The 25,824-nt window shown below is 69.5% G+C and carries 30 protein-coding genes; 20 read left to right on the forward strand and 10 right to left on the reverse strand.

Features of this window, described 5'->3' with window-relative positions; translation table 11 throughout:
• Nucleotides 1–6: 6 nt before the first annotated feature.
• From KXC43_RS06380 to KXC43_RS06400, 5 genes are all read left to right on the forward strand, one after another.
• Entirely contained in the window at nucleotides 7–1,068 is a 1,062-nt protein-coding gene (locus KXC43_RS06380; RefSeq protein ID WP_221375000.1) for a spore photoproduct lyase family protein, read from the forward strand.
• A 3-nt stretch (nucleotides 1,069–1,071) separates the two neighbouring features.
• Nucleotides 1,072–1,533, forward strand: coding sequence for a 2'-5' RNA ligase family protein (locus tag KXC43_RS06385; RefSeq protein ID WP_221375001.1), 462 nt, complete (start codon nucleotides 1,072–1,074; stop codon nucleotides 1,531–1,533).
• Nucleotides 1,534–1,616: 83 nt separating this feature from the next.
• A complete protein-coding gene (locus tag KXC43_RS06390) occupies nucleotides 1,617–2,465 on the forward strand; it encodes a DedA family protein (RefSeq protein WP_308128982.1) in 849 nt (282 codons plus the stop codon).
• Between the two features lie 28 nt (nucleotides 2,466–2,493).
• A complete protein-coding gene (locus tag KXC43_RS06395) occupies nucleotides 2,494–3,360 on the forward strand; it encodes an ion transporter (RefSeq protein ID WP_221375002.1) in 867 nt (288 codons plus the stop codon).
• A gap of 85 nt (nucleotides 3,361–3,445) precedes the next feature.
• The gene (locus KXC43_RS06400; RefSeq protein WP_221375003.1) at nucleotides 3,446–4,162 is read left to right on the forward strand and encodes an SCO2207 family protein; all 717 of its coding nucleotides are present in this window, start codon (nucleotides 3,446–3,448) and stop codon (nucleotides 4,160–4,162) included.
• 180 nt (nucleotides 4,163–4,342) lie between these two features.
• On the opposite strand, the gene KXC43_RS06405 is transcribed toward KXC43_RS06400, so the two are convergent.
• The 3 genes from KXC43_RS06405 to KXC43_RS06415 form a co-directional block, all read right to left on the reverse strand.
• On the reverse strand, nucleotides 4,343–5,026 hold the full coding sequence (locus tag KXC43_RS06405) for an HAD family hydrolase (RefSeq protein WP_308128983.1): 684 nt from the start codon (nucleotides 5,024–5,026) through the stop codon (nucleotides 4,343–4,345).
• Nucleotides 5,023–5,514, reverse strand: a complete 492-nt coding sequence (locus KXC43_RS06410; protein WP_221375004.1) for a GNAT family N-acetyltransferase — start codon at nucleotides 5,512–5,514, stop codon at nucleotides 5,023–5,025. The genes KXC43_RS06405 and KXC43_RS06410 overlap by 4 nt, the downstream gene beginning before the upstream one ends.
• Nucleotides 5,515–5,659: 145 nt before the next feature.
• Entirely contained in the window at nucleotides 5,660–6,616 is a 957-nt protein-coding gene (locus KXC43_RS06415; protein ID WP_221375005.1) for an alpha/beta hydrolase, read from the reverse strand.
• Nucleotides 6,617–6,641: 25 nt separating this feature from the next.
• Here KXC43_RS06415 and KXC43_RS06420 point away from each other — a divergent pair, with 25 nt between their 5' ends.
• The 3 genes from KXC43_RS06420 to KXC43_RS06430 are packed head-to-tail and all read left to right on the forward strand — an operon-like array spanning nucleotide 6,642 to nucleotide 7,706.
• Nucleotides 6,642–7,112: a helix-turn-helix domain-containing protein gene (locus tag KXC43_RS06420; protein ID WP_221375006.1), complete on the forward strand. Its 471-nt coding sequence runs from the start codon at nucleotides 6,642–6,644 to the stop codon at nucleotides 7,110–7,112.
• Between the two features lie 60 nt (nucleotides 7,113–7,172).
• Nucleotides 7,173–7,493 carry an STAS domain-containing protein gene (locus KXC43_RS06425; protein ID WP_221375007.1) on the forward strand — a complete coding sequence of 107 codons (321 nt, stop codon included), beginning with the start codon at nucleotides 7,173–7,175 and terminating at the stop codon, nucleotides 7,491–7,493.
• Nucleotides 7,494–7,550: 57 nt separating this feature from the next.
• Nucleotides 7,551–7,706 (forward strand): hypothetical protein, encoded by a 156-nt coding sequence (locus KXC43_RS06430; protein ID WP_221375008.1) that lies wholly within the window; start codon nucleotides 7,551–7,553, stop codon nucleotides 7,704–7,706.
• Between the two features lie 83 nt (nucleotides 7,707–7,789).
• Here KXC43_RS06430 and manD read toward each other — a convergent pair whose 3' ends face one another.
• Complete coding sequence (manD, locus tag KXC43_RS06435; RefSeq protein ID WP_221375009.1) at nucleotides 7,790–8,998, reverse strand: D-mannonate dehydratase ManD; 1,209 nt, start codon at nucleotides 8,996–8,998, stop codon at nucleotides 7,790–7,792.
• A gap of 84 nt (nucleotides 8,999–9,082) precedes the next feature.
• Between manD and KXC43_RS50565 the strand changes: the two genes are divergently transcribed.
• Entirely contained in the window at nucleotides 9,083–9,226 is a 144-nt protein-coding gene (locus tag KXC43_RS50565) for a hypothetical protein (protein WP_255643620.1), read from the forward strand.
• Between the two features lie 59 nt (nucleotides 9,227–9,285).
• Here the strand turns inward: KXC43_RS50565 and KXC43_RS06445 are convergent, their stop codons facing one another.
• Nucleotides 9,286–10,041, reverse strand: a complete 756-nt coding sequence (locus tag KXC43_RS06445) for an SDR family NAD(P)-dependent oxidoreductase (RefSeq protein ID WP_221375011.1) — start codon at nucleotides 10,039–10,041, stop codon at nucleotides 9,286–9,288.
• Nucleotides 10,042–10,078: 37 nt separating this feature from the next.
• Here KXC43_RS06445 and KXC43_RS06450 point away from each other — a divergent pair, with 37 nt between their 5' ends.
• From KXC43_RS06450 to KXC43_RS06460, 3 genes are read left to right on the forward strand one after another with little or no spacing between them, the layout of a single operon-like run.
• Nucleotides 10,079–11,014 carry a DUF6282 family protein gene (locus KXC43_RS06450; RefSeq protein WP_221375012.1) on the forward strand — a complete coding sequence of 312 codons (936 nt, stop codon included), beginning with the start codon at nucleotides 10,079–10,081 and terminating at the stop codon, nucleotides 11,012–11,014.
• Nucleotides 11,011–11,613 carry a carboxymuconolactone decarboxylase family protein gene (locus tag KXC43_RS06455; protein ID WP_221375013.1) on the forward strand — a complete coding sequence of 201 codons (603 nt, stop codon included), beginning with the start codon at nucleotides 11,011–11,013 and terminating at the stop codon, nucleotides 11,611–11,613. The genes KXC43_RS06450 and KXC43_RS06455 overlap by 4 nt, the downstream gene beginning before the upstream one ends.
• Nucleotides 11,610–12,434, forward strand: coding sequence for an N-acyl homoserine lactonase family protein (locus KXC43_RS06460; RefSeq protein ID WP_221375014.1), 825 nt, complete (start codon nucleotides 11,610–11,612; stop codon nucleotides 12,432–12,434). The genes KXC43_RS06455 and KXC43_RS06460 overlap by 4 nt, the downstream gene beginning before the upstream one ends.
• On the opposite strand, the gene KXC43_RS06465 is transcribed toward KXC43_RS06460, so the two are convergent.
• A complete protein-coding gene (locus KXC43_RS06465; RefSeq protein ID WP_221375015.1) occupies nucleotides 12,418–12,903 on the reverse strand; it encodes a hypothetical protein in 486 nt (161 codons plus the stop codon). The genes KXC43_RS06460 and KXC43_RS06465 overlap by 17 nt on opposite strands.
• Before the next feature lie 92 nt (nucleotides 12,904–12,995).
• Here KXC43_RS06465 and KXC43_RS06470 point away from each other — a divergent pair, with 92 nt between their 5' ends.
• Nucleotides 12,996–13,601 (forward strand): lipoprotein, encoded by a 606-nt coding sequence (locus KXC43_RS06470; protein ID WP_221375016.1) that lies wholly within the window; start codon nucleotides 12,996–12,998, stop codon nucleotides 13,599–13,601.
• Nucleotides 13,602–13,612: 11 nt separating this feature from the next.
• Here the strand turns inward: KXC43_RS06470 and KXC43_RS06475 are convergent, their stop codons facing one another.
• Genes KXC43_RS06475 through KXC43_RS06485 form a run of 3 tightly spaced genes read right to left on the reverse strand, consistent with a single transcriptional unit; the run spans nucleotide 13,613 to nucleotide 16,733 of the window.
• Nucleotides 13,613–15,055 (reverse strand): flavin-containing monooxygenase, encoded by a 1,443-nt coding sequence (locus tag KXC43_RS06475; RefSeq protein WP_221375017.1) that lies wholly within the window; start codon nucleotides 15,053–15,055, stop codon nucleotides 13,613–13,615.
• Between the two features lies 1 nt (nucleotide 15,056).
• A complete protein-coding gene (locus KXC43_RS06480; protein WP_221375018.1) occupies nucleotides 15,057–15,956 on the reverse strand; it encodes a cupin domain-containing protein in 900 nt (299 codons plus the stop codon).
• A 15-nt stretch (nucleotides 15,957–15,971) separates the two neighbouring features.
• Nucleotides 15,972–16,733, reverse strand: coding sequence for an HpcH/HpaI aldolase family protein (locus KXC43_RS06485; protein ID WP_255643622.1), 762 nt, complete (start codon nucleotides 16,731–16,733; stop codon nucleotides 15,972–15,974).
• 121 nt (nucleotides 16,734–16,854) lie between these two features.
• Here KXC43_RS06485 and KXC43_RS06490 point away from each other — a divergent pair, with 121 nt between their 5' ends.
• From KXC43_RS06490 to KXC43_RS06500, 3 genes are all read left to right on the forward strand, one after another.
• Nucleotides 16,855–17,532 (forward strand): GntR family transcriptional regulator, encoded by a 678-nt coding sequence (locus KXC43_RS06490; protein ID WP_221375019.1) that lies wholly within the window; start codon nucleotides 16,855–16,857, stop codon nucleotides 17,530–17,532.
• 81 nt (nucleotides 17,533–17,613) lie between these two features.
• Nucleotides 17,614–18,027, forward strand: coding sequence for a carboxymuconolactone decarboxylase family protein (locus KXC43_RS06495; RefSeq protein ID WP_221375020.1), 414 nt, complete (start codon nucleotides 17,614–17,616; stop codon nucleotides 18,025–18,027).
• Nucleotides 18,024–19,925: a thiamine pyrophosphate-binding protein gene (locus KXC43_RS06500; RefSeq protein ID WP_221375021.1), complete on the forward strand. Its 1,902-nt coding sequence runs from the start codon at nucleotides 18,024–18,026 to the stop codon at nucleotides 19,923–19,925. The genes KXC43_RS06495 and KXC43_RS06500 overlap by 4 nt, the downstream gene beginning before the upstream one ends.
• A gap of 139 nt (nucleotides 19,926–20,064) precedes the next feature.
• Here KXC43_RS06500 and KXC43_RS06505 read toward each other — a convergent pair whose 3' ends face one another.
• The gene (locus tag KXC43_RS06505; protein WP_221375022.1) at nucleotides 20,065–20,904 is read right to left on the reverse strand and encodes an SDR family NAD(P)-dependent oxidoreductase; all 840 of its coding nucleotides are present in this window, start codon (nucleotides 20,902–20,904) and stop codon (nucleotides 20,065–20,067) included.
• 204 nt (nucleotides 20,905–21,108) lie between these two features.
• On the opposite strand from KXC43_RS06505, the gene KXC43_RS06510 reads away from it, so the two are divergent.
• From KXC43_RS06510 to KXC43_RS06525, 4 genes are all read left to right on the forward strand, one after another.
• A complete protein-coding gene (locus tag KXC43_RS06510; RefSeq protein ID WP_221375023.1) occupies nucleotides 21,109–21,888 on the forward strand; it encodes an IclR family transcriptional regulator in 780 nt (259 codons plus the stop codon).
• A gap of 75 nt (nucleotides 21,889–21,963) precedes the next feature.
• Nucleotides 21,964–23,019, forward strand: a complete 1,056-nt coding sequence (locus KXC43_RS06515) for an extracellular solute-binding protein (RefSeq protein WP_221375024.1) — start codon at nucleotides 21,964–21,966, stop codon at nucleotides 23,017–23,019.
• A 2-nt stretch (nucleotides 23,020–23,021) separates the two neighbouring features.
• Nucleotides 23,022–24,740, forward strand: a complete 1,719-nt coding sequence (locus KXC43_RS06520; RefSeq protein WP_221375025.1) for an ABC transporter permease subunit — start codon at nucleotides 23,022–23,024, stop codon at nucleotides 24,738–24,740.
• Complete coding sequence (locus tag KXC43_RS06525) at nucleotides 24,737–25,822, forward strand: ABC transporter ATP-binding protein (RefSeq protein WP_221375026.1); 1,086 nt, start codon at nucleotides 24,737–24,739, stop codon at nucleotides 25,820–25,822. The genes KXC43_RS06520 and KXC43_RS06525 overlap by 4 nt, the downstream gene beginning before the upstream one ends.
• Nucleotides 25,823–25,824: the final 2 nt, after the last annotated feature.

The following is a 25,824-nucleotide window of genomic DNA, read 5'->3' on the forward strand; positions in this document are numbered from 1 at the left end:
CGTGACATGACTGCTGACCTGCTGGAAATCCGCCGCATCTACGCCGAGCCGGCGGCGGCCGCGCTCCCCCGCGGCCGTGAGGTGCTAGCCCGCTTCCCCGGCGCCGAGGTGGTCGAGGTCGAGAGCCACCAGCGCATCGACGAGCTCTACGGCGACGAGACCAACGTCAACCGGTGGGTGCGGATCAAGCGCGAGGCGCTGGTCCTCGGCGTGAAGAAGACGCTGACCGCCCGTCCCAACGGGCGGTCAGCCGACTTCATCGCCCCGTCCACGGCCAACGGCTGCGCGATGGCCTGCGCCTACTGTTACGTGCCGCGGCACAAGGGCTACAGCAACCCGGTCACGGTCTTCGCCAACATCGACAAGATCCTGGCGTACGTGGGTCGGCACGCCGCCCGCCAGGGCCCGAAGCCCGCCCCGAACGAGTGCGACCCGCACGCCTGGGTCTACGACATCGGCGAGAACTCCGACTGCAGTGTCGACGCGCTGATCAGCGACAACGTGCGCGACCTGGTCGAACAGTTCCGCTGGATGCCGACGGCGAAGGCCTCGTTCGCCACCAAGCACGTCAACCGCGACCTGCTCACCTGGGACCCGCAGGGCCGCACCCGGATCCGCTTCTCACTGATGCCCGCCCGCGACGCCAAACTGCTCGACATCCGTACGACCCCGGTCGCGCAGCGGATGGCCGCGATCAACGACTTCGTCGAGGCCGGTTACGAGGTGCACGTCAACTTCAGCCCGGTCGTGGTCCGCGACGGCTGGCTCGCCTCCTGGGCCGAGCTGCTGGCGGAGCTGGACGCGGCGCTCGGTCCGGCCGCTCGCGCCCAACTGGCCGCCGAGGTGATCTTCCTTACTCACAACCGCGACCTGCACCAGGTCAACCTGGGTTGGCACCCGAAGGCGGAAGAGCTGCTGTGGCGTCCCGAGCTGCAACAGGTGAAGCGCTCCGAGAACGGCTCGCTGAACGTCCGCTATCGCACCGGTTCGAAGGGCCAGTACGTCAACGCTCTGGTCGACCTGATCGGCGAGCGGCTCCCGTACTGCCGCGTCCGCTACGCGTTCTGAGCCGTGCACACCGTCGAACTGCTGCCCTCGGCTGAGCCGGCTTCCCGCGTACGCGAGCTCTGGGCCCGGCTGCAGAAGGCCGGGCTCCCCAGCCTGGCCACCCACGCCCACGGGACGAATCGCCCCCATCTCACCGTCGTGACCGCCTCATCGCTGTCCGGCCTCCCGCCGTTGCCGCTCCCCATCGCAGCGACGCTCACCGAGGTGCGCCTTCTGGGCCGCGCACTGGTGTGGGCGATCGAGCCGTCGCCCTCCTTGCGGGCGCTGCACGAGGCGGTATGGTCGTCGGTGGGCGGCTGGCCTTCGCCGGAAGAGTTCGTGCCACACCTCAGCCTGGCCCTGCGCGTGCCACCGTCGTCACAAGCAGCCGCCCTGCAGTTGCTGACCGCGGTGCCCCCGATGTCCGGGTCGTTCGTGGCCGCCCGCACCTACGACACCGAGAGACGCACAGCACACCCTCTGTGAGCCGCCCGGGCTGACAGGCAATTCTCAGGGCAGCCGTCGATACTGCTGGGGGTCCTGCCGTCGAACCTGCTCGAGGAGTTTTCGTGTCCGTGCTCGCTCAAGCCGCCCCCGAGACGTCCGGCGGGCTGACCGGGTGGGCCGTCGGCCTCATGGACTCACTGGGTGGCGTGGGCGCGGCCCTGATCGTCGGCCTCGACAACCTGTTCCCGCCGATCCCGAGCGAGCTGGTGCTGCCGCTGGCCGGCTTCTCGGCCAGCCGGGGCGTGTTCAGCCTGCCCGAGGCCCTCTTCTGGACCACGCTGGGCTCGGTCGTCGGCGCGATCATCGTCTATTGGGCCGGCGCCCTGCTCGGCCGTGAGCGCACCCGCCGGCTGGTCGGGCTGATCCCGCTGGTCAAGGTGCAGGATTTCGACCGCTGCGAGGAATGGTTCGCCAAGCACGGCACCAAGGCGGTCTTCTTCGGGCGCATGGTGCCGCTGTTCCGAAGTTTCATCTCGCTGCCGGCCGGCGTCGAACGGATGAGCTTCTGGAAGTTCACCGTGCTCACCACCCTCGGCAGCTTCATCTGGAACACGCTGTTCGTGACGGCGGGCTACATCCTCGGCGAGAACTGGCATCGCGTCGAGGGCTACGCCGGCGTCTTCCAGAAGATCGTCATCGCCGGCGTGGTGATCGGCATCGGATACTTCGTCTGGCAGCGACTGCGGTCCAACCGTCTCGGGCCCCCCGACGCCGACGCCACCATGGTGCTCCCGGTGATCCGCGACCGCCGCTCCGACGCGTCCGACGTAGGTCTCAACGGTCTGCTCGGCCAGCGCGACAACGACGCCACCACGGTCCTGCGCGCCGTGCGCGAGCCGCGCCCCAACCACGACCTCGACGCCACGATGATCATGCGTCCCGACCGCGACGACCGCCCGCACCGCCGCTGACCGAGGTCGTTCTTCGTACGCTGTCTCGATGTCCGACCTGACCCGCGTGGCCCGCCGTTGTTCCCGGATCGTCGACTCGCGCGCGTTCGAAGTGACCATCGTCGTGATGATCGGGGCCAACGCGGTTCTGCTCTGCGTCGAGACCTATCCGCACCTGGTCGCCTCGGCGCCGTACCTGCACCTGCTGGAGTGGTTCTTCCGGTTCGTGTTCGTCACCGAGATCGCCATCCGGATCCTCGCCTACGGCCGCCGTCCACAGGACTTCTTCAAGCACGGCTGGAACGTCTTCGACTTCATCGTCATCGCCGCGGTCTTCATCCCCGGGCTGCACGGGGACACGGTCGCGCTGCGCGTCATCCGCATGGCCCGCGTGGTGCGGCTGGTCCGTTTCTCGCCGGGCTTGCGCACGATCGTGACCGCGCTGCTGCGCAGCCTGCCCGGCGTCGGCGGCTTCCTCGCCCTCGCCCTGGTCACGTTCTACGTGTACGGCATGGCGGGCTGGCTGATCTTCGGCGAGGTCTACCCCGAGGACTACGGCACGATCGGCCGGGCCGTGCTCACGCTGTTCGTGCTGCTCTCGCTGGAAACGCTGCCCGACCTGATCCAGCAGGGCATGGAGCTGTCCCCGTGGACGCTCGTGTACTACGTCAGCTACGTGTTGATCACCGTGAACCTGTTGCTCAACATCCTCGTCGCCGTCATCGTCAACTCGATGGAGGAGGCCCGTCGCCTCGAGATGACCGAGAGCCTGGGCGCCGACGAGGACGAGGACGGCGTGCCCGACGACATCGACCGCATCCTGGTCAGCCAGCGCCTCGACGACCTGCGCACGATGATCGCCGAACTCGAACGCGACCTGCGCATCGACCGCCGTCCTCGATTTAAGGATCTTTAAGGTAGAGCCCTCATCTGCCGGCACGACCGGGGTCGTAGTTGTCGATGCTGCACCAAGCAGCACCCGACGGCGAAGGAGCTTCACGATGTATCGGACCCGGCAGCGCAAGATGACCTCGACGACGCGCAAGGTCGTCCTGGGAGCTTCGGCGCTGGCGCTGGCGGGTGGCGCGTTCGCCGTCAGCACCGGCATGAGCAGCGCGGGCGAGAACTGCGTAGGCCTCGACCAGGCCCTGCGCCAGAACCTGCAGTTCATCGCGGGCCAGCGCTCGGCGCCCGACGCCCAGTCCGAGGCCCGGATCGCCAACCGCCAGGCGGTGGTCGACCTGATCAACCAGCGCCGCGCGGTAGCCGGCTGCGACGCCGACGTGGCCGGCGAGGTCCCCGGCGCCGCCGCCCCCGCCGGCAACCAGGGTGGCAACCAGGCGACGAAGCCCCCGGCCGCGAAGCCCCCGGCCGCGAAGCCCCCGGCCGCGAAGCCCCCGGCCGCGAACCCGCCCGCGGCCAACCCGCCGGCCGCCAATCCCCCGGCCGGCAACGCCGGGACAGGCGCGGGCGAGGTCGTCTGCAAGGGCTCGACTGTGACGCTCTCCGGCGAGGCCGGCGCTCCCTTCGCCTCGAGCGGCACGTTCCCGATCGGCACCACCTTGAAGGTCACCAACCTCGACAACAACAAGAGCACCACGGTCAAGGTGGAGACCACCTCGGGCAGCTGCATCCTGCTCAACAACGCCGCCTTCGAACAGGTCCGCGAGCCCGGCAAGTTCCTCATCCGCCGCGCCGTCATCGAGCGGGTCGGCTGACCCCAACCGCTCCCCTACCTGTTCCGGCACCCACCGGAAGAGCCACGCCGCCGCCCGGCGAGGGTCCCCAGACGCGCCGCCGCTCGGCAAGGCGTCGGCCGGAGCGCCCGGCGAACGAGTAACCGTTCGCCGGGCGTGCCCGTGTCCGCCGCCCGGCGTGTTCAATGATGGGTGCCTGGCTCACACCTTGCCGGCTGCGCCCTTTACCGCGTCGAGCTGGTCGACCGCGGCGGGGAGGTCGGGGAACACCTCGATCGCGGCGGTGACCAGGCTCGGGTCGAACTCGTCGAGGCGGCGGACGCCGCTCTGCAGACAGGCGATGAAGCGGAGCCCCGCGCCGCCGGCGGCCACCGCGTCGCCCGGTGAGTCACCGACGTACACGCACTCGCCGGGGGTGAATCCGGTCTCGGCGAGCAGTTCGTCGAAGGCGCGCGGGTCGGGCTTGCGGAAGCGGGTGTTGCCCTGGTGGTAGGCGCCGGTCACCCGCCCGGCCAGCACGTGGTCCGGGGCCAGCATGTGCTCGATCTCGGCCTCCGCCCGGGAGGTCAGCAGCAACACCGTGCGGCCGGCCAGCACCAGCTTGTCGAGGGCCGCGAGGTTCTCCGGCGGGATCACGTCGAGCCGGCCGTCGGCCAGGTACTCCTGATGGGCGGCCGGGAACAGCTCGGCGAACCGGTGCAGATCGACGCCCGGCGACCGGCGCGGCATCGCGTCGAGCAACACCTCGCCCCACGTCGCCTTGTGCACCGCCCGCGACATCGGCGGCCGGCCCATTCGCGCCAGGACGTCGTTCACGAGATCGAACGAGCCCGCCTCGGTCATGCACAGGGTGTCGTTGACGTCGACGATCACCGCTCGGATCACGGCCGCGCCCCGGCTTCGTCGAGCCGCAGGATCGTCTCCTCGATCTCGGCCCTCCGCCCGTTCGCGTACCCGGCGTCCGTACCGGTGATCGTGAATCCCGCCCGCTGCAGGACCCGCAGCGAGGCCAGATTGTCGCTCGCCGCCCGCGCGAACAGCGGCCGGACGGAGACCAGCTCCAACAGCAGTCCCAACGCCCGCCCCGCAATGCCCTGCCCCCAGTAGGCCCGGTCGATCCAGTACGTCACCTCGGTCTCGCCGTCGATGACAAAGGCGGCGATGCTGCCGACGAGCCGCCCGTCCAGCGTGATCACCCGGTTCGTCACATCGGGGCGCGCCCGGATCTTCGCCATGTGAGCGTCGAAGGCGCCCCGGTCGTCAGGATCCTCGGCGACGAAAGCCGCCATCCGCAGCGACTCCGGATCCCGCATCATTTCGAACAGGGCATCCAGATCAGCATCCGCGATCGGTCGCAGCGCCACCTCACCCATCGACTCTCCCCCGTCGTTTCAGCACTCGGATCCTCGACCCGAGCCCTCGCCATGCCCTCGCCCCGGCCGTCGCTCAGCCTCGCTCAATTCGTCGCTCAGCCTCGCTCAAACCGACGCTCAGCCTCACTCAAACCGACGCTCAGCCTCACTCAAACCGACGCTCAGCCCCGCTCAAACCGACGATCAGCAGCGGAGCCGCAGCCTGGACCACGCCGCGATGCGCTGCACGACCCAGCCGTCCATCGGCCGAGTCAATTGCGCACGGTACCGCCACAACCCCCGGCGGCGCGGGGTCGCGACGCAGCAGATGGGTGAGGTCGGCCGGCACCTCGCCGTCGAACACCCCGTTCACGAGTCCGCCGATGCGTTCCACATCGGCCGGATCAACCTGGACGTCCTTGCCGCCGGTGATCGCCAGCACCGGCCGGTCGATCGCGGCCAAGCCGGCTCGCAGATCATGAGCCAGATACTCGCGCAGCCACCGGTCGGTGAGTCGTGAACGCGGCATCTGCTCGTGGCGCTCAACGGTGGACCGTCGGATCCTCTCCCGCTCGCGACGCTGACGCCGCACCAGCACCGGCCCCAGCGGCCGAACCAGCCACGGCAGCGTCGCCGCGATCCGCCGACTCTGCCAGATCATCACGTCCTCACCCCGCTGCGCCGCCCCCGCCAGCAGCACGTATCCCGCGGCCCCGCCGAGCTCGGCCGCGACCACAGCACCCGTGGAGTGCCCGACCACAAACACTCGCTCGGGATCCACCGCAGGGTGGCCACGCAACGTCTCGAGCGCAGACGCAGCGTCGTGTACCTCGTCGTAGAACCCCGAGCTGAGATAGTCGCCGCCCGAAGCCCCCACGCCCCTCTTGTCGTACCGCAGCATGGCGATCCCCTGGCCGGCCAGCCCTTCCGCGAGCGCCTGCCCCAGCCCGAGCGACATCCCCGGCATCGCAGAGTTCCGATCGAACGGCCCCGACCCGTGCACCAGCAAGGCAGCCGGAACACTCCTACCGCCTGCGGTGGGCAGCGTGAGCGGCGCGGCCAGTCGCACCTCGCCGGAGAGAATTTCGACTGCTCGCTCTTCGTTCTCACTTCCGAGAATCATTGAGCCGAAGCTGACATTCTCGATTGTGGGAATCAATGACGGCGCTGGGATCGCCGAAACCGTGCTGCATCCGATCCGCCTGCGGATCGTGCACGCGCTGATCGGTCGCGAACTGACCGCACGCCGGCTGAGCGCCGAACTCAGCGACGTGCCTCAGGCCTCTCTCTACCGCCATGTGGCCCGCCTGGTCGACGCCGGCGTCCTGCGTGTGACCCGCGAAGAACAGGTGCGCGGCGGCACCCAGCGCACCTATGCCACGGTCGAGTCCGCCGTGACCCTCGGCCCCGAGGCCTTCGACGCCGCCACGCCCGCCGACCATCAGCGCTACTTCGCCGCCTTCGCCGGCGCCCTGGTGGCCGGCTTCGACCGCTACCTGCGTTCGACCGGCGCCTCCCCCGCCCCGAATCCCGGGAGCTGGCCGCCCGGATCACCGAACTCAGGCTCCCGAGAGCCTCGGCCCCCGCTGAGGCTGAACGACAGCGCGGGCCGCGTTTGATCCGTCCGTCATCGGGAACACTGCCCGGACAGGAGGCCCCCCATTTCAACTGAGGTAGCGATGTCCCTGGAGTACCGCATCGAACGTGACGGCGACCGCGTGACCGTGATTCCGGAGGGCGACATCAGCCTGGAGACGGTCGACGTGCTGCGGGAGGTGCTCCGCGGCACTGTGGACAGTCAGAATGTGGCCTTCATCGACGTCGACATGCACGCCGTGACGTTCCTCGACTCCAGCGGGATCGGCGTGCTCATCGCGGCCCAGCGCCTGGCAACCAACCGCGGTAGCACCCTGATGCTGCGCGAGCCGACTCCCATGGTCCGCATGGTGCTGGAGATCGCTCACCTCGACGGCCTCCTGCTTCAGGACGCCTCTGCGTGAATGGCGGACCGCTCGGCGGGTAAGAGATCCCCGAACCAGCACCGAGGGGGGATCATCGTGACTGACCAGAACCTGGATCGCGGAGCCGACGAGGAAGCCGGCGACGCGCCGGTCGAGGCCGGCGAAACCGGCGCCTCGCAGCAGAAGCCCGCCGACCGCCAAGGCCTCGAGGAGCACGACGAGGCCGACTCGGCGAGCGACACCGACGTCTGATCAGCCGGCGAGCGCCTCCGCCGAGAGCGCGATGACCGGGCCTGATCGCTCTTAACCAGCTGATCGCGCGACCATCGGCGGGCTCACCAGTCGTGCAGGGAGCCGTCGAGGCGGCGGGCGACGGGCAGGTACTTCGGGTCGTACGGGAACCGGCCGGCGGCCTCGTCGTCGTACTCGATGCCGAGGCCGGGCTCGTCCGACGGGTACAGCATGCCGTTCTCGAGTCGGGGCGTGCCGCGGAAGACCTCGTACGTCTCGCGGGTGTGGCCCATGTGCTCCTGGATGCCGAAGTTGGGCACACAGATGTCGACGGCCACCGCGGCCGCGGTCGTCACCGGCGAGAGGTCGGTGGCCCCGTGCGAGCCCGTCCGCACGTGGTAGAGCGCGGCCAGGTCGAAGATGCGGCGCAGATGTGTGATGCCGCCCGCGTGTACGACGGTCGTACGTACGTAGTCGATCAGCTGCTCGGTGATGAGCGTCTGCACGTCCCAGATCGAGTTGAGCACCTCGCCGGTGGCGATCGGCGTCGTCGTGTGCTGACGGATCAGCCGGAACGCCTCCTGGTTCTCGGCCGGCGTCGGATCCTCCATCCAGAACAGGCGCAACTCCTCGACGCTCTTGCCGAACCGGGCGGCCTCGATCGGGGTGAGCCGGTGGTGCACGTCGTGCAGCAGGTGAATACCGAAGCCGAACTTCTCGCGCACCCGGGCCAAGTACGACGGGGCGAAATCGAGATAGGCCTCGGTGCTCCACACCTGCTCGTCCGGCCGATCGGTGGCGGCCGGCTCGTAGAACGCGCCTTTGCGCACGCCGTAGCTTCCGCTCAGCCCCGGCACGGCCGCTTGGGCCCGGATGGCTTGAAAACCCATTTCCCGGTACGCCGCCACGTCGTCGAGCAGCGACTCGACATCACTGCCGCTGGCGTGGCAATAGACCAGCACACCGTCCCGCGAGCGCCCCCCGAGCAACTGATAAACCGGCAGCCCGGCCACCTTGCCCTTGATGTCCCACAACGCGACGTCCACGGCGGCGATCGCCGTCATGGTGACCGGCCCCCGCCGCCAGTAGGCGCCCTTGTACAGGTACTGCCAGGTGTCCTCGATGCGCGCCGGATCACGCCCGATGAGCAGCGGCGCCAGGTGCTCCTCGAGATAGGCGGCAACGGCCAGCTCCCGCCCGTTGAGGGTCGCGTCACCCAGCCCCGTCACCCCGTCGGACGTGGTGATTCGAAGCGTCACGAAATTACGCCCCGGCGACGTGACCAGAACCTCGACGCGATCGATCGTTGCCATCGCATCGCCCCCTCGAGCACCTTGTCCGGCAACTCGTATACAAGGTGCCCCAGTGCGGAATGTCAACGCCCTGTGCTTGCGCCCGTGGCAGGCAGAAATCGCCAGACCCTCTTTGCGACGCCGCGACGCAAGGTGCTCACCATGGAGCTCGGGCCCGGCGCGCCTCTGAGCGAGAACGAACTGGCCGCAGCTCTGGGCGCCTCCGCACTCCCGTACGCGAAAGTCTGATCCTGCTGGCCGAAGAGGGCCTGGTGCAGGTCTTCCCCAAGGTCGGCTCCTTCGTCTCCTCAGGCCAGGAAGCCGCCGTCAACGGGAAGCACGACTCCGCTGACGTGGCTGGAGCGGTCGCTCAGCAGGAATGACGCGACTGCGCCGACCTCGGCACCGGTGCCCGCCTTGCGCAATGGGGTCGCGGCTGTGCGAGCTTCTACGCCGCCGGGGACGGCCAGGCGGGTCTGGTCGAGCATGGGGCTTTCGGTGGGGCCGGGGGCGATCGCGTTCACTCGGATGCCCCGGGGGCCGAAGTCGTGGGCGGCTGTGCGGGTCAGGCCGATGACGGCGTGCTTTGTTGCCTGGTAGGCACCCATTCCGGAGCTGCCGCGCAGGCCACCGATGCTGCTCATGTTGACGATGGAACCTTGAATCATCGCGCGGGCCTCCTCGCGCAGACAGAGCCAGACGCCTTTCACATTGACGGTCATGATGCGGTCGAACTCTTGCTCGGAGAGCTCGTCGAGGCGTCCGCTCTGGGTGGTGGCCGCGTTGTTGAACGCGCCGTCGAGGCGGCCGAACCGTTCGACCGTGGCGGCGACGAAGCGGGCCACGTCGGCCGCCTTCGCGACGTCGCCGGTCGTGTACGCGACCTCGTGACCGGCCAGTTCCTCGGCGAGCTCGGCCAGCGGGCGCTCGGAGCGGGCGACCAGCATCAGCGCGGCGCCGTCGGCGGCCAGGAGGCGTGCCGTGTCGGCGCCGATTCCGGCGCTCGCGCCGACGATGAGGACCACCTTGCCGGTCAGTGCCGTGTTGCCTGTCAGTGCCGTCATGCTTGAGAATACTGTCATACAGTCATACAATCTTGCCATGCCCGATCAGGACGAGGTGTCGCTGGCCACGGCGCAGCCGGAGGGGTTCGACCGGCTGTTGCGCGGGGCCGTCGACGTTCATGTGCACGGGCGGCCCGACCTCTCCCCCGGCCTTCCCCACCGGGGCGACGACCTCGAGGTGGCCCGGCTGGCGCACGCGTACGGCATGGCGGGCTGGGTGCTCAAGTCGCACCTGTGGGCGACCACCGACCGGGCGCGCTCGGTTCAGGAACGCATGGCCGGCACCGGGTTCGCGGTGCACGGCAGCATCACGCTCAACCCGCCCGTGGGTGGTCTCGAGCCCGCCGTCGTCGAGCTGGCCGCCGCGCACGGGGCACGCGTCGTCTTTCTGCCGACCTGGGGCAGCGCCGCCGATGTGGGACGCGGGGGCTACATCTCCACCCTGCTCGGGCGCATCGCGCCGTCGTTCGGCGAGTATGCCGGCCGCACCGCGATCAGTCTGTGCGAAGCCGACGGGCGGTTGACCGGGCGGGCCCGGGCCGTCATCGACGCCTGCCGGGGGCTCGGCGTTGCTCTGGCCACCGGGCACGCCTCGGTCGGTGAGAGCCGGGCCGTCGCCGCCTATTGCGCCGGCATCGGGCAGCGACTGCTGATCACCCATCCGCTGCACTACACGACCGATCCCCTCATGTTGCGGGAACTCGCCGACACCGGGGCCTACCTTGAGTTCTGCAACGCTCCCCTGGTGCATCCGGACGCGCACCTGACCGTGCGTGACGTGCACGAGGCGCTGACCGCGGTCGGGCCGGAGCGGGCGGTCCTCACCACCGACGTCTTCTCGCGCTGGGTGCCGCCCGAGCCGGAGTGCCTGCGGATGTTCGTCGAGCAGCTCGCCTATCTCGGCTGGGCCGACGACCAGATCGCCACCATGGTTTCCACCAACCCGCGAACGTTTCTGGGAGAGCCCGCTTGAGAATCGACGACGTCGACCCCGCGACCATGACCGGCGAGCAGCGGGCTCTGTACGACATCTACACCTCCGGCAAGCGCGTCGCGCCGGACAGCCCGTTCACCCTCGTCGGCGCGGACGGGCGGCTGCTCGGCCCGCCGGCGATCTGGATAATCAATCCGGTCTTCGGTCGGCCGCTGCAGCAGATCGGCAGCGCGGTCCGGTACGGATCGCAGATTCCGGCCCGGGCGCGAGAGATCGCGATTCTGCTCGTCGGGCATCACCACAAGAGCGCCTTCGAGCTGTACGCCCATGAGCGTGCGGGCGCCGCAGCCGGGCTCAGCGAGGCCGACCTGGCGGCTCTGGCCGACTGCCGGGAGCCTGTCGGACTGTCCGACATCGAGTCCGTCGTCTTCCGGACCACTGTCCGCATCCTCGACGCCGGAACCGTGACCGATGCCGAATTCCGCGAAGCCACCGAACTGCTGGGCGAGCCCGGACTGCTCGAGCTGACCACCATCGTCGGCTACTACAACATGGTCGCCTGGCAGCTGGCAGTCTTCGACGTCCAGCCACCGGCAGGCGTCCAGCCGCCGGCGAGCGACGTGCGGCCGCCGGCATGAACTGGTCGATCCAGATTCTCGAGTACGGCTACGTCGACCGCTTCCCGGCCAGCAACCTGTTCGCGGCCCAGCCCAACGCGGGCCACCGCCGCATGCCGTACTGCTTCGGGCTTGTCCGATCGTCGGACAGGTGCATCCTGGTCGACACCGGCTTCTTCGACGCGGCGGTCCACGAACGGCTCACCCGTAAGTACGGCGAGACCCGGTGGGCCCACCCGGTCGACGTGCTGGCGCGCGTCGGCGTCGCGCCCGAGCAGGTGGACACGATCCTGTTGACGCACAATCACTTCGACCACGCCGGTTGCGTCGGCGCCTTCCCGGCGGCACACGTCTACATCCAGCGCCGGGAGATCGATTCCTATGTGGCCGCAGCCGAGCGCGCGCACCGCTTCGAGTTCCTGACCCGGTCGTGCCAGGCCGGCCTGCCCGAGCACCTGGCCGGTCGCAGGGCGACACTCGTCGACGGATTCGCCGAGATCGCGCCCGGCGTCGAGGTGCGCCCGGCCCACGACACCCACACCGCGGGCTCCCAGGTTGTCGCCGTCACCAACGACTCGGACGGCGCCTGGGTCTTCGCCGGCGACAACGTCTACAGCTACGAAAACCTGGAGGGACTGCACGGTGACGGCGTCTACGCCCCGATCGCGATGACGACCGGCAGCGCCACCACCTGGCTCACCTTCGCCGACGAGATGCTGGCGGGTGTCGGCCACGACACCCGCCGCATCCTGCCTTTCCACGAGGCCGCCGTCTGGGACCGTTTCCCGTCCACGACGTTCGACGACGGCCTGCACGTGGCAGAGATCAGAAGGCGACCTTGACTCCCGCCGCCTTGCAGGCGGCGGTGAGGTCCTTGCCCGACTTCTCGTAGGCCGGGTTGTCGGACGCCGTCACCGGGTCGGCCGCGCTCGACGCCTCAGTGGACTTGGCCGCGAAGTCCTTGACGGCCGTGCCCACCGCGCTGTCGCTGGTCCCCGCCACCTTGGTCAGCTCGTCACCGAGTCCGGCGAGAATCTTCTTCACCTCGGCGGTGGGCATTTCGCCCTGGCTCTCCTTCATGACGTTGATGAGTTCGGTCTTCATGGCCTTGCCGGCCTTCTCGGCGTCCTCGCAGAGCTTCTTGTCGCTCGCGGTGGGGGCGCCCGCGGGTTCGGCCGCAGCGGTGGTCGCGGCCGCAGTAGCCGTCGCCGCGGGAGCGGACGTGGCGGGGGTGTCGTCGCCGCCACAGGCGGTCAGGGCCATCAGGGAAACGCCGATCAGGACGGCGGGAAGTACTCGCATTCGGATCACGGGCCGAGACAGTAATCTGAACCGCACGACAGGATCAACCCGGTCGGTACGGGGCGGACAGGACCCGCGCCGGGCCGTAGACTCCCGACCTCGTGAGACCTCCAGCCCGTACCGCACAGCTCGTTGCCCTCGCCGCCACGGCGCTCCTTCTCGGCGCCTGCCAGGGCAAGGAAGCTGCCGAGACCCCGAAGGTGGCCGAAAGCCCGAAGGCGGCCGAGGCGGCCCGGGTCGGCGCCGCGGCCAGCGGCTGCACGCTGCCTGTCACGTTCGGTCTGGCCGAGGACTGGAAGCCCAAGGCGGTGACGATCGCCGGCGACGAGCTGCTGGCCGAACTCGCGCAGCGGGGCCCCATGACGATGGCGTGCGAGATCGACGCCAAGCCGGCCGGCCTGATCGGCTTCCTCCGGGTCTGGACCGGGAAGAGCGGTGACCCTCGGGCGAACCTGACCGCCTTCATCGGCCCGGAAGCGCTGAAGCCGGTCTTCACCGAGCTGCAGATCGGTGGCCGGCCCGCCGTCGAGGTCGCCTACGAGAAGAAGAGCCAGCTCGACGACGCGATCGAGCCGGAGCAGGCGTTCGTCGTCGAGACCGGTCAGGGGCTCCTCGCGGTCTCGGTGGACAGCTTCGACAGCGGTGAGCACAAGGACATGCTCCCCGCCTACGAACTGGCGAAGAGCAGCCTCCAGGTGACGGGCTGAGCCGAGCCGGATCAGCGGCGGGTACGCAGTCCGAACCGGGCCAGGACGCGGGTGGCCACGGCGTAGGCCAGATGGCCGGCCGGCCACTGGGTCACGTTGTGACCGGACGGGTCGTGGTAGTAGTTGTGGCAGCCCGAGTTCATCGCGGACGCGCTGGTCGCCAGCCGGCGGTCGACCCATTCGACGAACCGGCGCGTCGCGTTCGGCGAGGTGTCGACGCTGCCGTGGCGGGCTCGTTCCATCCGGCGTACGGCGCCGACCATGACCTCCGCCTGCCGCTCGAGCTGGGCGATGACCGAGACGCCGCCGTTGGTGTTGGGCCCGTACAGAATGAAGAAGTTCGGGAAGCCGGGCACCGTGATGCCCAGGAAGGCGCTGGCCCGTTCGCGCCAGACGTCGTGAATGCTCCGGCCGTCGCGGCCCTTGACGTCCAGACCGGCGAGGAACTTCGTCGGCTGGAACCCGGTGCTCAGGATCAGCACGTCGATGTCGCGCGTGGTCCCGGTGGCGTCGACGACCGCGGTCGGCGTCACCCGGGTCACCGCATGGGGCACCAGCTCGACGTTGTCGCGGTTGAGGGCGGGATAGAACGTCGACGACAGCACCGGGCGCTTGCAACCCCACGGATAGCCGGGTGTGACGGCTGCCCGCGTCCGCGGATCCGCGATGGCGCCCGCGATGAAGCGCTCGCACACCTCGCGCATCCGGCGCTGGCGGCGGGATCCGACGTCGTACCCCTTGAACCGCTTGTTGCCCTGGTGGAAGATCCGGGCCCGGTGCAGGCGCTGAACCAGCGGCACGTTGCGGAACGTCCACCGCTCGCGCTCGGTGTACTCGCGCTCGTTCTTGGGCTCGATCCAGCCCGGTTCGCGCTGGAAGACGTGCACCCGCCCGGCGACGGGCGCGATCGACGGGATGATCTGCACGGCGGTCGAGCCCGTGCCGACCACGGCCACGGACTTGCCGGTGAGGTCGTGCTCCTCCCAGCGCGACGTGTGGAAGCACGGGCCCGCGAACGTCTCGAGGCCGGGCCATTCCGGGTAGCGCGGCACGCTGAGCAGGCCCAGCGCCGAGATGACGACGTCGAACTCGTGGCTGTCGCCGTCGGCGGTCGAGAGCGTGTAGGTCGACGTCGACTCCTCCCACACGAGGTCGGTGACCCGCGTGTTGAGCCGCAGATGCGGGGTCAGACCGAAGCGTTCGACGACGTGCTCGGCGTACGCCAGAAGCTCGGGCTGGGTCGCGTGGGTGCGTTTCCAGTCGTACCTCAGGAAGGAGAACGAGTAGGCGTGCGAGTGCACGTCGACCTCGCAGCCCGGGTACCGGTTGTCGTACCAGGTGCCGCCGACGCCGGCCGACTGCTCGAAGACGACGAACTCGGCGGACGTGCTCTTCTTCAGTTTCACCGCGGCCGCGATGCCGCCCAGCCCGGCCCCGATGATCGCTACCCGCACGTCAGTCCGCCTGAGCGGACGGGTAGTCGGCGGCGTTGAACACCCAGCCCTCCATGGCCGAGAAGTCGGCCCGGGGCGGGGAGAAGACGTCGATGAGGTGGTTGGTGCCCGCGCCGATCGCCTCGCTGGTGTGCAGGGACGGCGGCGGGATGACGGTGACCGAGGGTGCCACGACCCGCTGGTGCTCGTCGTCGCGCCAGTTGGCCTTGTTCGTCGTCCACGGCCAGCGGATGTGGTGAAGGTATTCGCCGGCCAGCACGATCGAGCACTGTTCGAAATCGTCGTGCTTGTGGGGCGACATCTTCGACGGGTCGCGCGGGCCCTGCTTGGGGTCGATGAAGTTCACCATGAACGTGGTGCAGCGATAGAGCCGGAACGGCGGGTTCTTCAGCGGCTCCACGTTCAGGTCGTAGGTGCGGACGCGGTAGCCGCCGACCGGCTCCGGCCAGGGCTGGAAGTCCGCGATGTTCTCGTGCCTTTCCGCGTACGAGGCGGCGTTCGCGGCCAGGTCTGCGATGTCGGACGAGCGCGTGGTGAGCAGCCGCAGCACCCGGCCCTGTCCGGTCACGGTGACGGTGCTGTCGCCCGGCGGTACGACAATCATCGTCTTGCCCGAGGCCGTGACGTCACCGACGGAGGCGCTGAGGGTGTCGTCGGCCAGCAGCACCACGTACTCGTCGGGCTGGCCGGTGCGGCTGAACGACACCGTGCCGTCGAGCTCGGAGTAGCCGACCACGAAGTTCTGGCCGCGGGCGTACCAGGTCGAGACGCCGTCGCCCTTCTCGACCGGAGCGAGGTCGCCGAACTGGACGTGCTCGGCGCCGGAGAACCGCTCGGGGGCGGGCGCCGTGGCCGTGCTGGACGGCAGGGTGGAACGTAGATCGCCTTTGTCGAACGCCATGCGGGTTCTCCTTGGTTAAGCGTGGAAGTCGGCCACCGCGGACGTCGCGGCCGACCTGAGCAGGCTGGCGTCGTTGCTGACCATCACGTACGAGTAGCCGCGGTCGGCGGCCTGCCGGGCCTGGGCGGCGGTCTGCACGGCGGTGCCGGCCGGGATGCCGCCCGCCTGTGCGGCGGACAGCAGCCGGTCGACCAGTTTCTGGATCTCGGGGTCCGAGCCGGGGAGGCCGGTGGACAGCCCGAGATCGCCCATGCCGAGGAAGACGCCGTTGAGGCCGGGCACGTCGAGGACCTGCTCGACCTGTTCGAGCACGCCGCGGTCCTCCAGCTGCACGGCCCGCATGACCTCTTCGTCGCCGAAGCGCAGGTATTCCTCGCGAGGCAGCCCACCCCAGCGGCCCGCGCGGGACGTGGTGCCCAGGCCGCGGTCGCCGCCGGGCGGGAACAGCATCTGCCGGACCGCCGCGGACGCCTCTTCGACGGTGGTCACGCGGGGCACGAGGATGCCGTCGACCCCGGAATCGAGCAGCCGCTGGAGGTGGCTGCCGCTGCGGTCGGGCACCCGCACCAGCACCGACAGGCCGGCGCCCTGAGCGACCACCGTCGCCTGGTAGGCGAATTCGAGGGTGAGCGGCGCGTGCTCCTGGTCGATGACGATGTAGTCGAACCCGGCGTCGGCCAGGATCTCGACCGGCTCCAGCGCCGGGATCTTGAGCCAGGTGCCGACCAGGCAGCGGTCGGCCGAGGCCAGCCTACGAGCGAATCCCAACCGCGCCATGATGCTCCTCACGAGGGGTTTTGGGTTTCGGGATCGTATCATCGTCATACGATTTGAAACAACGCTGAGGCCGTCTGGACCGGCTCGGTAAGATGTCGGACAAACACACAAAGGAGGACCGGTGGCAGGAGCCAACGTGTTGCGCGTCGAGCGGGCTCCGGCCCTGATCCGTTCGCAGGTGACCGACAACCTCCGGCAGGCGATCCTGGACCGTCGCCTCGCCCCGGGTCAACGGCTGATCGAACGGGAACTGGTCGAGATGACGGGCGTCTCGCGCACCAGCGTCCGCGAGGCGCTGCGCGAGCTGGCGGCCGAGGGCCTGGTCACCGCCATCCCCAACAAAGGCACGGTGGTCGCCAGCGTCAGCGCCGAGGAGGCGCGTCAGATCTACCAGGTGCGCGAGGCCCTCGAGGCGCTGGCCGGCCGACTCTTCGTGCAGAACGCGAGCCCGAGCCACCTCAAGGCGCTCCGGCGCGCGCTCGAGAAGGTCGAGCGTGCCGCCGACAAGGGTCAGCCCATCCTCGCCGCCAAGGACGCCTTCTACGAGGTGCTCTTCGAGGGCGGCGGCAACGACGCGCTCAAGTCGGTGGCCGGCAGCCTGCACGCGCGGGTGAGCGTGCTGCGCTCGCTGTCGACGTCCGTCCCGGGCCGCCTCGAGCACAGCGTCGAGGAGCTGCAGACGATTGTCGACGCCGCCGAGCGCCGCGACGCCGACGCCGTCTCGGCTCTGTGCGCGCTGCACGTCAAGAACGCCGGCCGGGCCGGCCTGGAGGCGCTGGCCGAGCAGGGCGAAAGCTAGGGCCGACCGGGGTCACACCTTCTCAAGATTGTATGACCGTCGTACGCTGTCCCTGCCCATCGGCAGAGACAGGAGCGGTCCATGAGTGTTGACGAGAGCCGGCTCGAGCGCGGCAACCGGGTACGGCGTGAAGTCCTCGGGGACGCCCACGTCGACCGGTCGATGCTGCGCGCCACCGCGTTCACCCAGGTCGTGCAGGAGTACGTGACGGCCAGCTGCTGGGGTGACGTCTGGTCGCGTCCGGGTCTCGACCGGCGTACGCGGAGCCTGCTGAACCTGGCCATGCTCACCGCGCTGAACCGGCCGCACGAGTTCTCGGTGCATGTGCGGGGCGCGCTGAACAACGGCTGCACCGAGGCCGACATCCAGGAAGTGCTGCTGCAGACGGCCGCCTACTGCGGCGCCCCGGCCGCCCTGGAGGCGTTCCGGCTCGCCGAGCGCGCCATCACCGAGTGGCACGAGGAGAACCAGCCGGCCGGAATCGTCGCCGGATGACCAGGACGGGCGCCCGAGTCATCGCGGACATGTTCGACGGGTACGGCGTCACCCACGTGTTCCTCGTCCCGGCGATTCTGCGGCGCACTCTCGCGGAGCTGGAGCTGCACCACCCGCACATCGAGCGGGTCGTCACCCACGGCGAGAAGGCCGCCGCCTACATGGCCGACGGTTACGCCCGCGTCTCGGGCCGCCCCGGCATCGCAGCTGCTCAGGTGGTCGGTGCGCTCAACCTCGCCGCCGGTCTGCGCGAGCCGTTCCTGGCCGGCTCGCCGGTGATCGCGCTGACCGGCGGCCGCTCCCCCGCGACCAAGTTCCGGCGGGTCTATCAGGAGATCGACGATCTGCCCGCCTTCGACCCGGTCACCAAGCTCAACGCAACCGTCGACGACGCCGGCCGATTGCCCGACATGCTGCGCCAGGCCTTCCGGGTCGCCACCACGGGCGCGCCGGGCCCGGTACACCTGCAGATCCAGGGCAACGAGGGCCAGCTCGACCTGCACGAGACCGATGCCGAACCGCTCGTCGAGCCGACGTTCGGCCGGGTGCCGCCGATCCGGCCGGTGCCCGACGACGAGACCGTCCGACACATTCTGCGGCTGCTGGCCGGAGCGGAACGGCCGGTGATCGTCGCCGGTGGCGGCGTGCGGGCGTCGGGCGCCGGCGCGGAGCTGGTCGCGCTGGCCGAGGCCCTGCGCATCCCGGTCGCGACGTCGGCCAACGGCAAAGACACGATTCCCGGTACGCATTCCTTGTCGCTGGGTGTCGTCGGCAGCTATTCCCGGGAGTCCGCGAACCAGGCGGTCGCTCGGGCCGATCTGGTCTGCTTCATCGGCACCGGCACGGGCGGCATGACGACCCACTTCTGGGCCGTGCCGCCGGAAGGCACCCCGGCGATCCAGATCGACATCGAGCCGTCGCGGCTCGGGCTCAACTATCCGCTGAGGGCTTTCCTCGCCGCCGACGCGAAGGCGGCGCTGACCCGCATGCTCGCGCTGACCCACTCGCGCGAGGAGCGGGAACACGCTCGAGACGAGCAGGAACGCGCGCCTTACGCACAGACGTGGACCCGAGACGAGCAGAAACGCACGCCCCACGGACAGACGTGGACGCCCGAGGAGCAAGAACGCGCTCCCCGCAGGCAGGCGTGGACGGGCCGTGGGCAGGAAGGCACGCTCCGCGGGCAGGCGTGGACGGGCGCGGGGCGGGGGCGGACCGAGGGCGGACCGACACCCTCGGGGCAGCGGGAAGCGTGGCTCGCCGAGGTGGAAGAGCTGCGTGCTGACTGGCGGTCGCGCTACCGCGAGGTGCTGACCAGTGACGCGGTGCCGATCCGGCCGGAACGCATCGCGAGCGAGCTGACCGTCGGGCTGCCCGACAATGCGGTGCTGGTGGCCGACACAGGCCATGCCGGGATGTGGATGGCGCAGTTCCATGACATCACCGCGCCGAGCCAGAGTTATCTGCGCAGCGCCGGCCATCTCGGGTGGGCGTTCTCGGCGGGCGTGGGCGCTCAGCTCGCGGCGCCAGAACGGCCGGTCGTGGTGTTCACCGGGGACGCAGGGCTGTACTACCACCTGGGCGAGATCGAGACCGCGGTACGCCGGAGAGCCAACCTCATCACGGTCGTGAACAACAACCACGGCGGCAACCAGAGCAAGCGGGGCTTCGACCGCGCCTACGGCGGGCAGGGCACCCAGCAGTCGCGCGAGCTGTGGACGTACGAGGAAGTGGACTTCGCCCGCATCGCCGGGGAGATGGGCGCGCTCGGCATCCGCGTCGACAAGCCACGCGATCTGGCGCCGGCGCTCGACCGGGCGCTCTCGGCGGGCCGCCCGGTCGTCATCGACGTGCACACCGACATCGAGGTGGTGGCCCCACTCCCCGTGAGCTCATAACGCGGACCGCACACAACGCTCGTGACGCAGCCGTCCACAACGCTCGTGGCGCGGCTGCACGCAACGCTCGTGGCGCGGCTGCACGCAACGCTCGTGGCGCGGCTGCACGCAACGCTCGTGGCGCGGCTGCACACAGCCGTCAGTTCGTATAGCGGCCGTACAAAGAATCGTCGTAGGCGGCGAAATCCCAGGCGCCGGCGCCGCCGGACGGGCGCACGGTGCTCACGATGGCGGCGCCGCCGTCGACCGAGACGACCTCTCCGGTCATGTAGGCGGCGTCGTCACTGAGCAGGAAGGCGACGACCCCGGCGACGTCCTCGCCCGTGCCGGCGCGGCGCAGCGGTGTGCTGCTCGCCCGGCGGGACATGTCGTCCTTGCCGCCGGCCACGTCGGGCGTCGCGGCGAACAGGTCGGTGGGCACGATGCCGGGGGCCACGGCGTTGACCCGTACGCCGAGCGGCCCCCCATACATGGCCGCGCCCTTGAGAATGCCCAGCACGGCATGCTTGGAGGTCTGGTAGGCCAGCAGGTCGGCGCTGCCGCGCAGGCTGCCGATCGAGCCGGTGATCACGACATTGCCCGGCGAGCCCTGGGCCGCGTACTGGCGGAAGGCGGCCCGCACGCCGAGGAAGACGCCGCGGACGTTGACCGCCATGACCCGGTCGAACTCGTTCACCGACAGCTCGGGCAGCGCGGCGAACGACCCGGGGATGCCGGCGTTGAGGTGGTGCAGGTCGACCCGGCCGAACCGTTCCACGGCGGTTCGGACGTAAGCGGCCACCTCGTCCTCGGCGGAGACGTCAGCCCGCACCCAGTGGCCCTCGGTCGGCAAAGACTCGGCGATCTTGCGGAGCCGCTCCTCGTCGAGATCTACCGCGACGACATGGGCGCCCTCCTCGGCGAGCCGACGGGCCGTAGCTGCCCCGATTCCGCCCGCGGCGCCGGTCACGATGGCTACCTTGCCCGTGAGTCCCCGCATGTTCCTACCTCCGGATCGCCTGTTCACCCTGGTCACGGATTGTATGTCAATCGTACAATGCTGTCACTCACCGAATTAACTTGCGGTTGATGAGCAGGAAATCTCGTCCGGACCTTGACATGTCGCGGGATGGATCACCTACATTCCTCGGTACCGGATATCTGGATGGCCGCCCCGCAATGCGGGACGGTAGGGGAGGGACGCATGACCAGCACCTCTCGGGGCCCGCGGGCCGCGGCCGACGGACTGGAGATCGCCAGCGGCGACCTCCAGGTGGTCGCGCGGGTCGTCCAGTTGCTCCGGCTTCTCGCCGGCCACGACACCATCGACCTGGTGTCGGCGGCCGAGGAACTCGGCGTCGGCAAGTCCACCGCCCACCGCTACCTGGCCTCGATGGAGAACCATGGCCTCCTCCAGCGCCGGGACCGCAATCAGTACGAGTTCGGCGTCCTGCTGGCCGAGCTCGGCACCATGGCCCTGTCCCGGCTGGGGGTCCTCGACCTCGCCGGCCCGGTGATGGAGGACATCTGCGACCGGGTGCGCCTCACGATCGTGCTCAGCGTCTGGAACGGCACCGCCCCGGTGGTGGCCCAGGTGCGCGAGGACACCAGCCGTACGGCGCATGTCTCGATAGCGGTCGGCAGCCAGCTCGGCCCGGACGCGGCGCAGACGATGGTCTTCTGGGCCTTCCGCGACGAGTCCTACTACCGCTTCCGCGAGGGCGCCCCGCCGGTCAACGCCACCGAGGCGCAGCTCGACGAGGTCCGTCGCACCGGCGTCGCGTTCCGCGGCAGCCCGCAGAACGGCATCAGCGCCGTGGCGACCGCCGTACGCGACCAGAACGGCCAGGTCGTGGCGACCCTGGCCGCCGTCGACATCGCCCAGTTCGTACCCGAAGGAACCGACAGCGAGGTCGCACGGGCCCTGCTGTCGGGCGCCGAGACGATCAGCCGGCGGATGGTCAGTCCGCTCGACGCGGACTGACACCCGGTCGGCCCCTCCGATTTCACCGCGCGCGGGAACCGGCGATAGTTCCCGATCCGAGAAGAGGCGATAAATATGCAAACATATAAATTTCTGACGACAATAGCCGCGACCGCCCTCCTGATCTCGGCCTGCGGGGTGGGCGGCGACTCCGGTGGCGGTGGCGCCGACGAGAAGGCGCTGGTCTGGGCCAGCACCGGCGGCCAGTTCCAGGAGGACGAGAAGAACGCCCTCCAGGTGCCGTTCACCACCAAGACCGGCACCAAGTTCACCAACATCAGCCCGGCCGAGCAGGCCCAGATCCGCACGATGGTGGCGTCCGGCAAGACCATCTGGGACCTGGCCAACATGAGCTGGATCTACGCCGGCGCCTACTGCGGCGAGCTGTTCGAGAAGCTGGACAATCCGGCGCTCGACCGCAGCAAGTTCCCGCCGGGCACGACCGGCGACTGCTTCGTGCCGACCTACCGGTACGCGAACATCTTCAGCTACAACGCCGATCTCTACCCGAACGAGAAGCCGACGAAGATCGGCGACTTCTTCGACACCAAGAAGTTCCCGGGCAAGCGCGTCGTCTACGACTACCCGAAGGCGGGCCTGTTCGAGGCCGCGCTCGTCGCCGACGGTGTGGCGCCGGACAAGGTCTACCCGCTCGACCTCGACCGGGCCTTCAAGAAGATCGACACGATCAAGGACTCGCTCGTCTTCGCACCCAGCTACGGCGCGATCCAGCAGATGATGGTCGACAAGCAGGCCAGCATGGTCCTCACGGTCACCGCGCGGACGATCGTCTCGGCCCAGAGCGGCGCCAACCTCGTACCGGTGTGGGACTTCAACACCACCGACATCGGCGCCCTGGTCATCCCGAAGGGCGCGCCCCACAAGGACCTCGCGCAGGAGATGCTGGCCTTCGTCACCGAGCCCGCGCAGTCCATCGCGTACGCGAAGCTGACCGGGACCGCTCCCTCGCGGCCCGAGATCGACCTCAACTCGGTCGGCTACACCGAGGAGCAGAAGAAGTACAACGCCTTCCTCCCCGACCGCGGCCGCACACTCGAGCAGGACAAGCAGTGGTGGATCGAGAACACCGACGCTCTGGTCAAGCGCTGGACCAGCTGGAAGGTCGGTTGATCATGGCAGTCTCGACCGTCGCTCCGGAGGCGCCCCCGACCGGGCGTCCCGGGGCGGCCCCGGCGGGCCGGGTGCGGAGGTCCTCGGGGTGGCTCTCTCTGGCGCCGGCTCTGCTGGCTCTGGTGGTGCTGTTCGTGGTGCCGCTGGCGAGCCTGGTGGTGGACAGCTTCACCGAGCCGGAGACCGGGCTGGGCAACTACGCCTCGCTGTTCACCGACGGCTACACGGTCAAGGTGCTCGGGCGGACGCTGCTGATCGCGCTGATCGTGTCGGTGGCCGGGGTGCTGATGGCCTATCCCTACGCGTACGCGATGACCCTGGTCGGCCCGACGATGCGCGCGGTGCTCGTCACCATCGTGCTCGTGCCGTTCTGGACGAGCATGCTGGCCCGCAACTTCGCCTGGCTCGTGCTGCTGCAGGACGGCGGCCTGGTCCAGAAGATCCTCACCCCGTTCGGGCTGGGCGACGTCCGCCTGCTCGGCACTCCCCTGGCCGTCGGCATCTCGATGACCCAGGTGCTGCTGCCGTTCCTGGTGCTGCCGCTCTACAGCTCGATGTCGCAGATCGACGGCCGGTTGGTCGCGGCCGGTCAGAGCCTGGGCGCACCGCGGGCACGGGCGTTCCGCCGCATCTATCTGCCCCTGTCGACGCCCGGCGTGGTGGCCGGCATGTCGCTGGTCTTCGTGCTGTCGCTGGGTTTCTACGTCACCCCGGCACTGCTCGGCTCGACCCGCAGCGCCATGATCGCCCAGGTCATCAACGTCCGGGCCAAGGAGCTGCTCGACTTCGGCGGGGCCGGCGCGATGGGCATCTTCCTGCTTGTCGTCACCCTGCTCGTGCTCGGCCTGAGCCGGCGGCTGGCCGGGCAGAACGTGGCTGTGGCGGCGGCCGGCGGCCAGCCCACGCGCGCCGGCACGACCGGTGGGCAGGGTTCCTCCGTACGCCCGTGGTTGCGCATCCACACGACGATCGTCGCGGTCATCCTCGTCGCGCCGACCCTGGTCATCTTCCCGATGAGCTTCTCGGCCGCCACCACCTTCCAGTTCCCGCCCGACGAGTGGTCGCTGCGCTGGTACGAGAACCTGTTCACCTCGCCCGAGTGGACCGCCGCGATCCTCAACACCGTCCAGGTCGGCATCTACGTCGCCGTCATCGCGACCGTGCTCGGCACGATGGCCGCGTTCGGCCTGGCGCGGCTGCGCCCCCGCTGGCGCGGCGCGGTCAACGGGTTCCTGCTGTCCCCGATGATCGTCCCGCACATCCTGGTCGCGCTGGTGGTGTTCTCCGCCTTCCTGCGGCTCGGGCTGAACGGCACGCTGATCGGCATCATCCTGGCCCACACCGCGATGGCGTTGCCGTTCGTGGTGATCGCGGTGACCGCGCGGCTGCAGGGCATGGACGTCCGGCTGCCGGCCGTGGCGGCGAGCCTCGGCGCGAGCCCGGTCTCGGCGTTCCGGCGCGTGACGTTGCCGCTCGTGCTGCCCGGCATCCTCTCCGGCGCTGTGCTGGCCTTCGTGTCGTCGCTCGACGAGGTCGTCATCGCCCTGTTCCTGCAGGCGCCGGGCGCGATCACGTTGCCCGTCCAGATGTTCAACAGCATCACCGTCCAGATCGACCCGACCATCTCGGCGGCCTCCAGCCTGATGGTCGTGCTGGTCAGTGTTCCGATCCTGCTGGCGCAGCTCGCCGGGGCTCGTCGCTCGAAGAAGGGGACCCGATGAGTATCCAGAACGCCGCCCGCGGGGCTCGGGTCCAGCTGGTCGACCTGAGCAAGCAGTACGGCTCGGGCCCGCCCGCCGTCGACCACATCGACCTCGACATCCAGCCCGGCGAGTTCCTCACGCTGCTGGGGCCGAGCGGCTCGGGCAAGACGACGACGCTCAACATGGTCGTGGGCTTCACCGAGCCGACATCGGGCCGCATCGAACTCAACGGCAAAGACATTTCCCGTACGCCGGCTCACAAGCGCAACTTCGGCATGGTGTTCCAGAACTACGCGCTCTTCCCGCATCTGACGGTGGCCCAGAACGTCGCCTTCCCGTTGCGCGAGCGCAAGGTGCCGGCGGCCGAGATGGCGAAGCTGGTCGGCGAGGCGCTCGAGCTGGTCGACCTGGGCGGCATGGGCGAGCGCCGCCCGCACGAGCTCTCCGGCGGCCAGCAGCAGCGGGTCGCGCTGGCCCGCGCGGTCGTCTTCTCGCCCAATCTGCTGCTGCTCGACGAGCCGCTGAGCGCGCTCGACCGCAAGCTGCGCCAGTCGTTGCAGCGTGAGATCAAGCGCCTGCACCAGGAATTGGGCCTGACGTTCGTCTTCGTCACGCACGACCAGGACGAGGCGATGACGCTGTCGGACCGGATCGCCATCTTCGACCAGGGCCGGATCGTCGCCGTCGGCACGCCGGGCGAGTTGTATCACCGTCCGACAACCCGGTTCGTGGCGCGGTTCCTGGGCGAGTCCAACGTCTTCGGCGGGCGTTACCGGTCGGCCGACGTGTACGAGTGGCACGACCGCAAATGGACGGTCCCCGAACCGGGCGACGGCAGCGAGCAGCAATCGCTGATCGTGCGGCCCGAGCGCATGCGGATCGCCTCCGACGAGACGTCGGTGCCCGCCGGGAGCAACGTCGCTCCGGCCGCGGTCACCGACGTCTCCTTCTACGGCACGTACTTCCGGATCGAGCTGGCCTTCGGTGACGACTCCGTCGGCTGCGCGGTGCTGCCCGTGGGCACACCGGCGTCGTTCGATCCCGGCACACGGGTGATCGCCCACTGGCGGCCCGAAGACCAGGTCCTGGTGAGCGAGTGAGG

The organism is Paractinoplanes polyasparticus (assembly GCF_019710575.1).
Taxonomy (GTDB): Bacteria; Actinomycetota; Actinomycetes; order Mycobacteriales; family Micromonosporaceae; genus Actinoplanes; species Actinoplanes polyasparticus.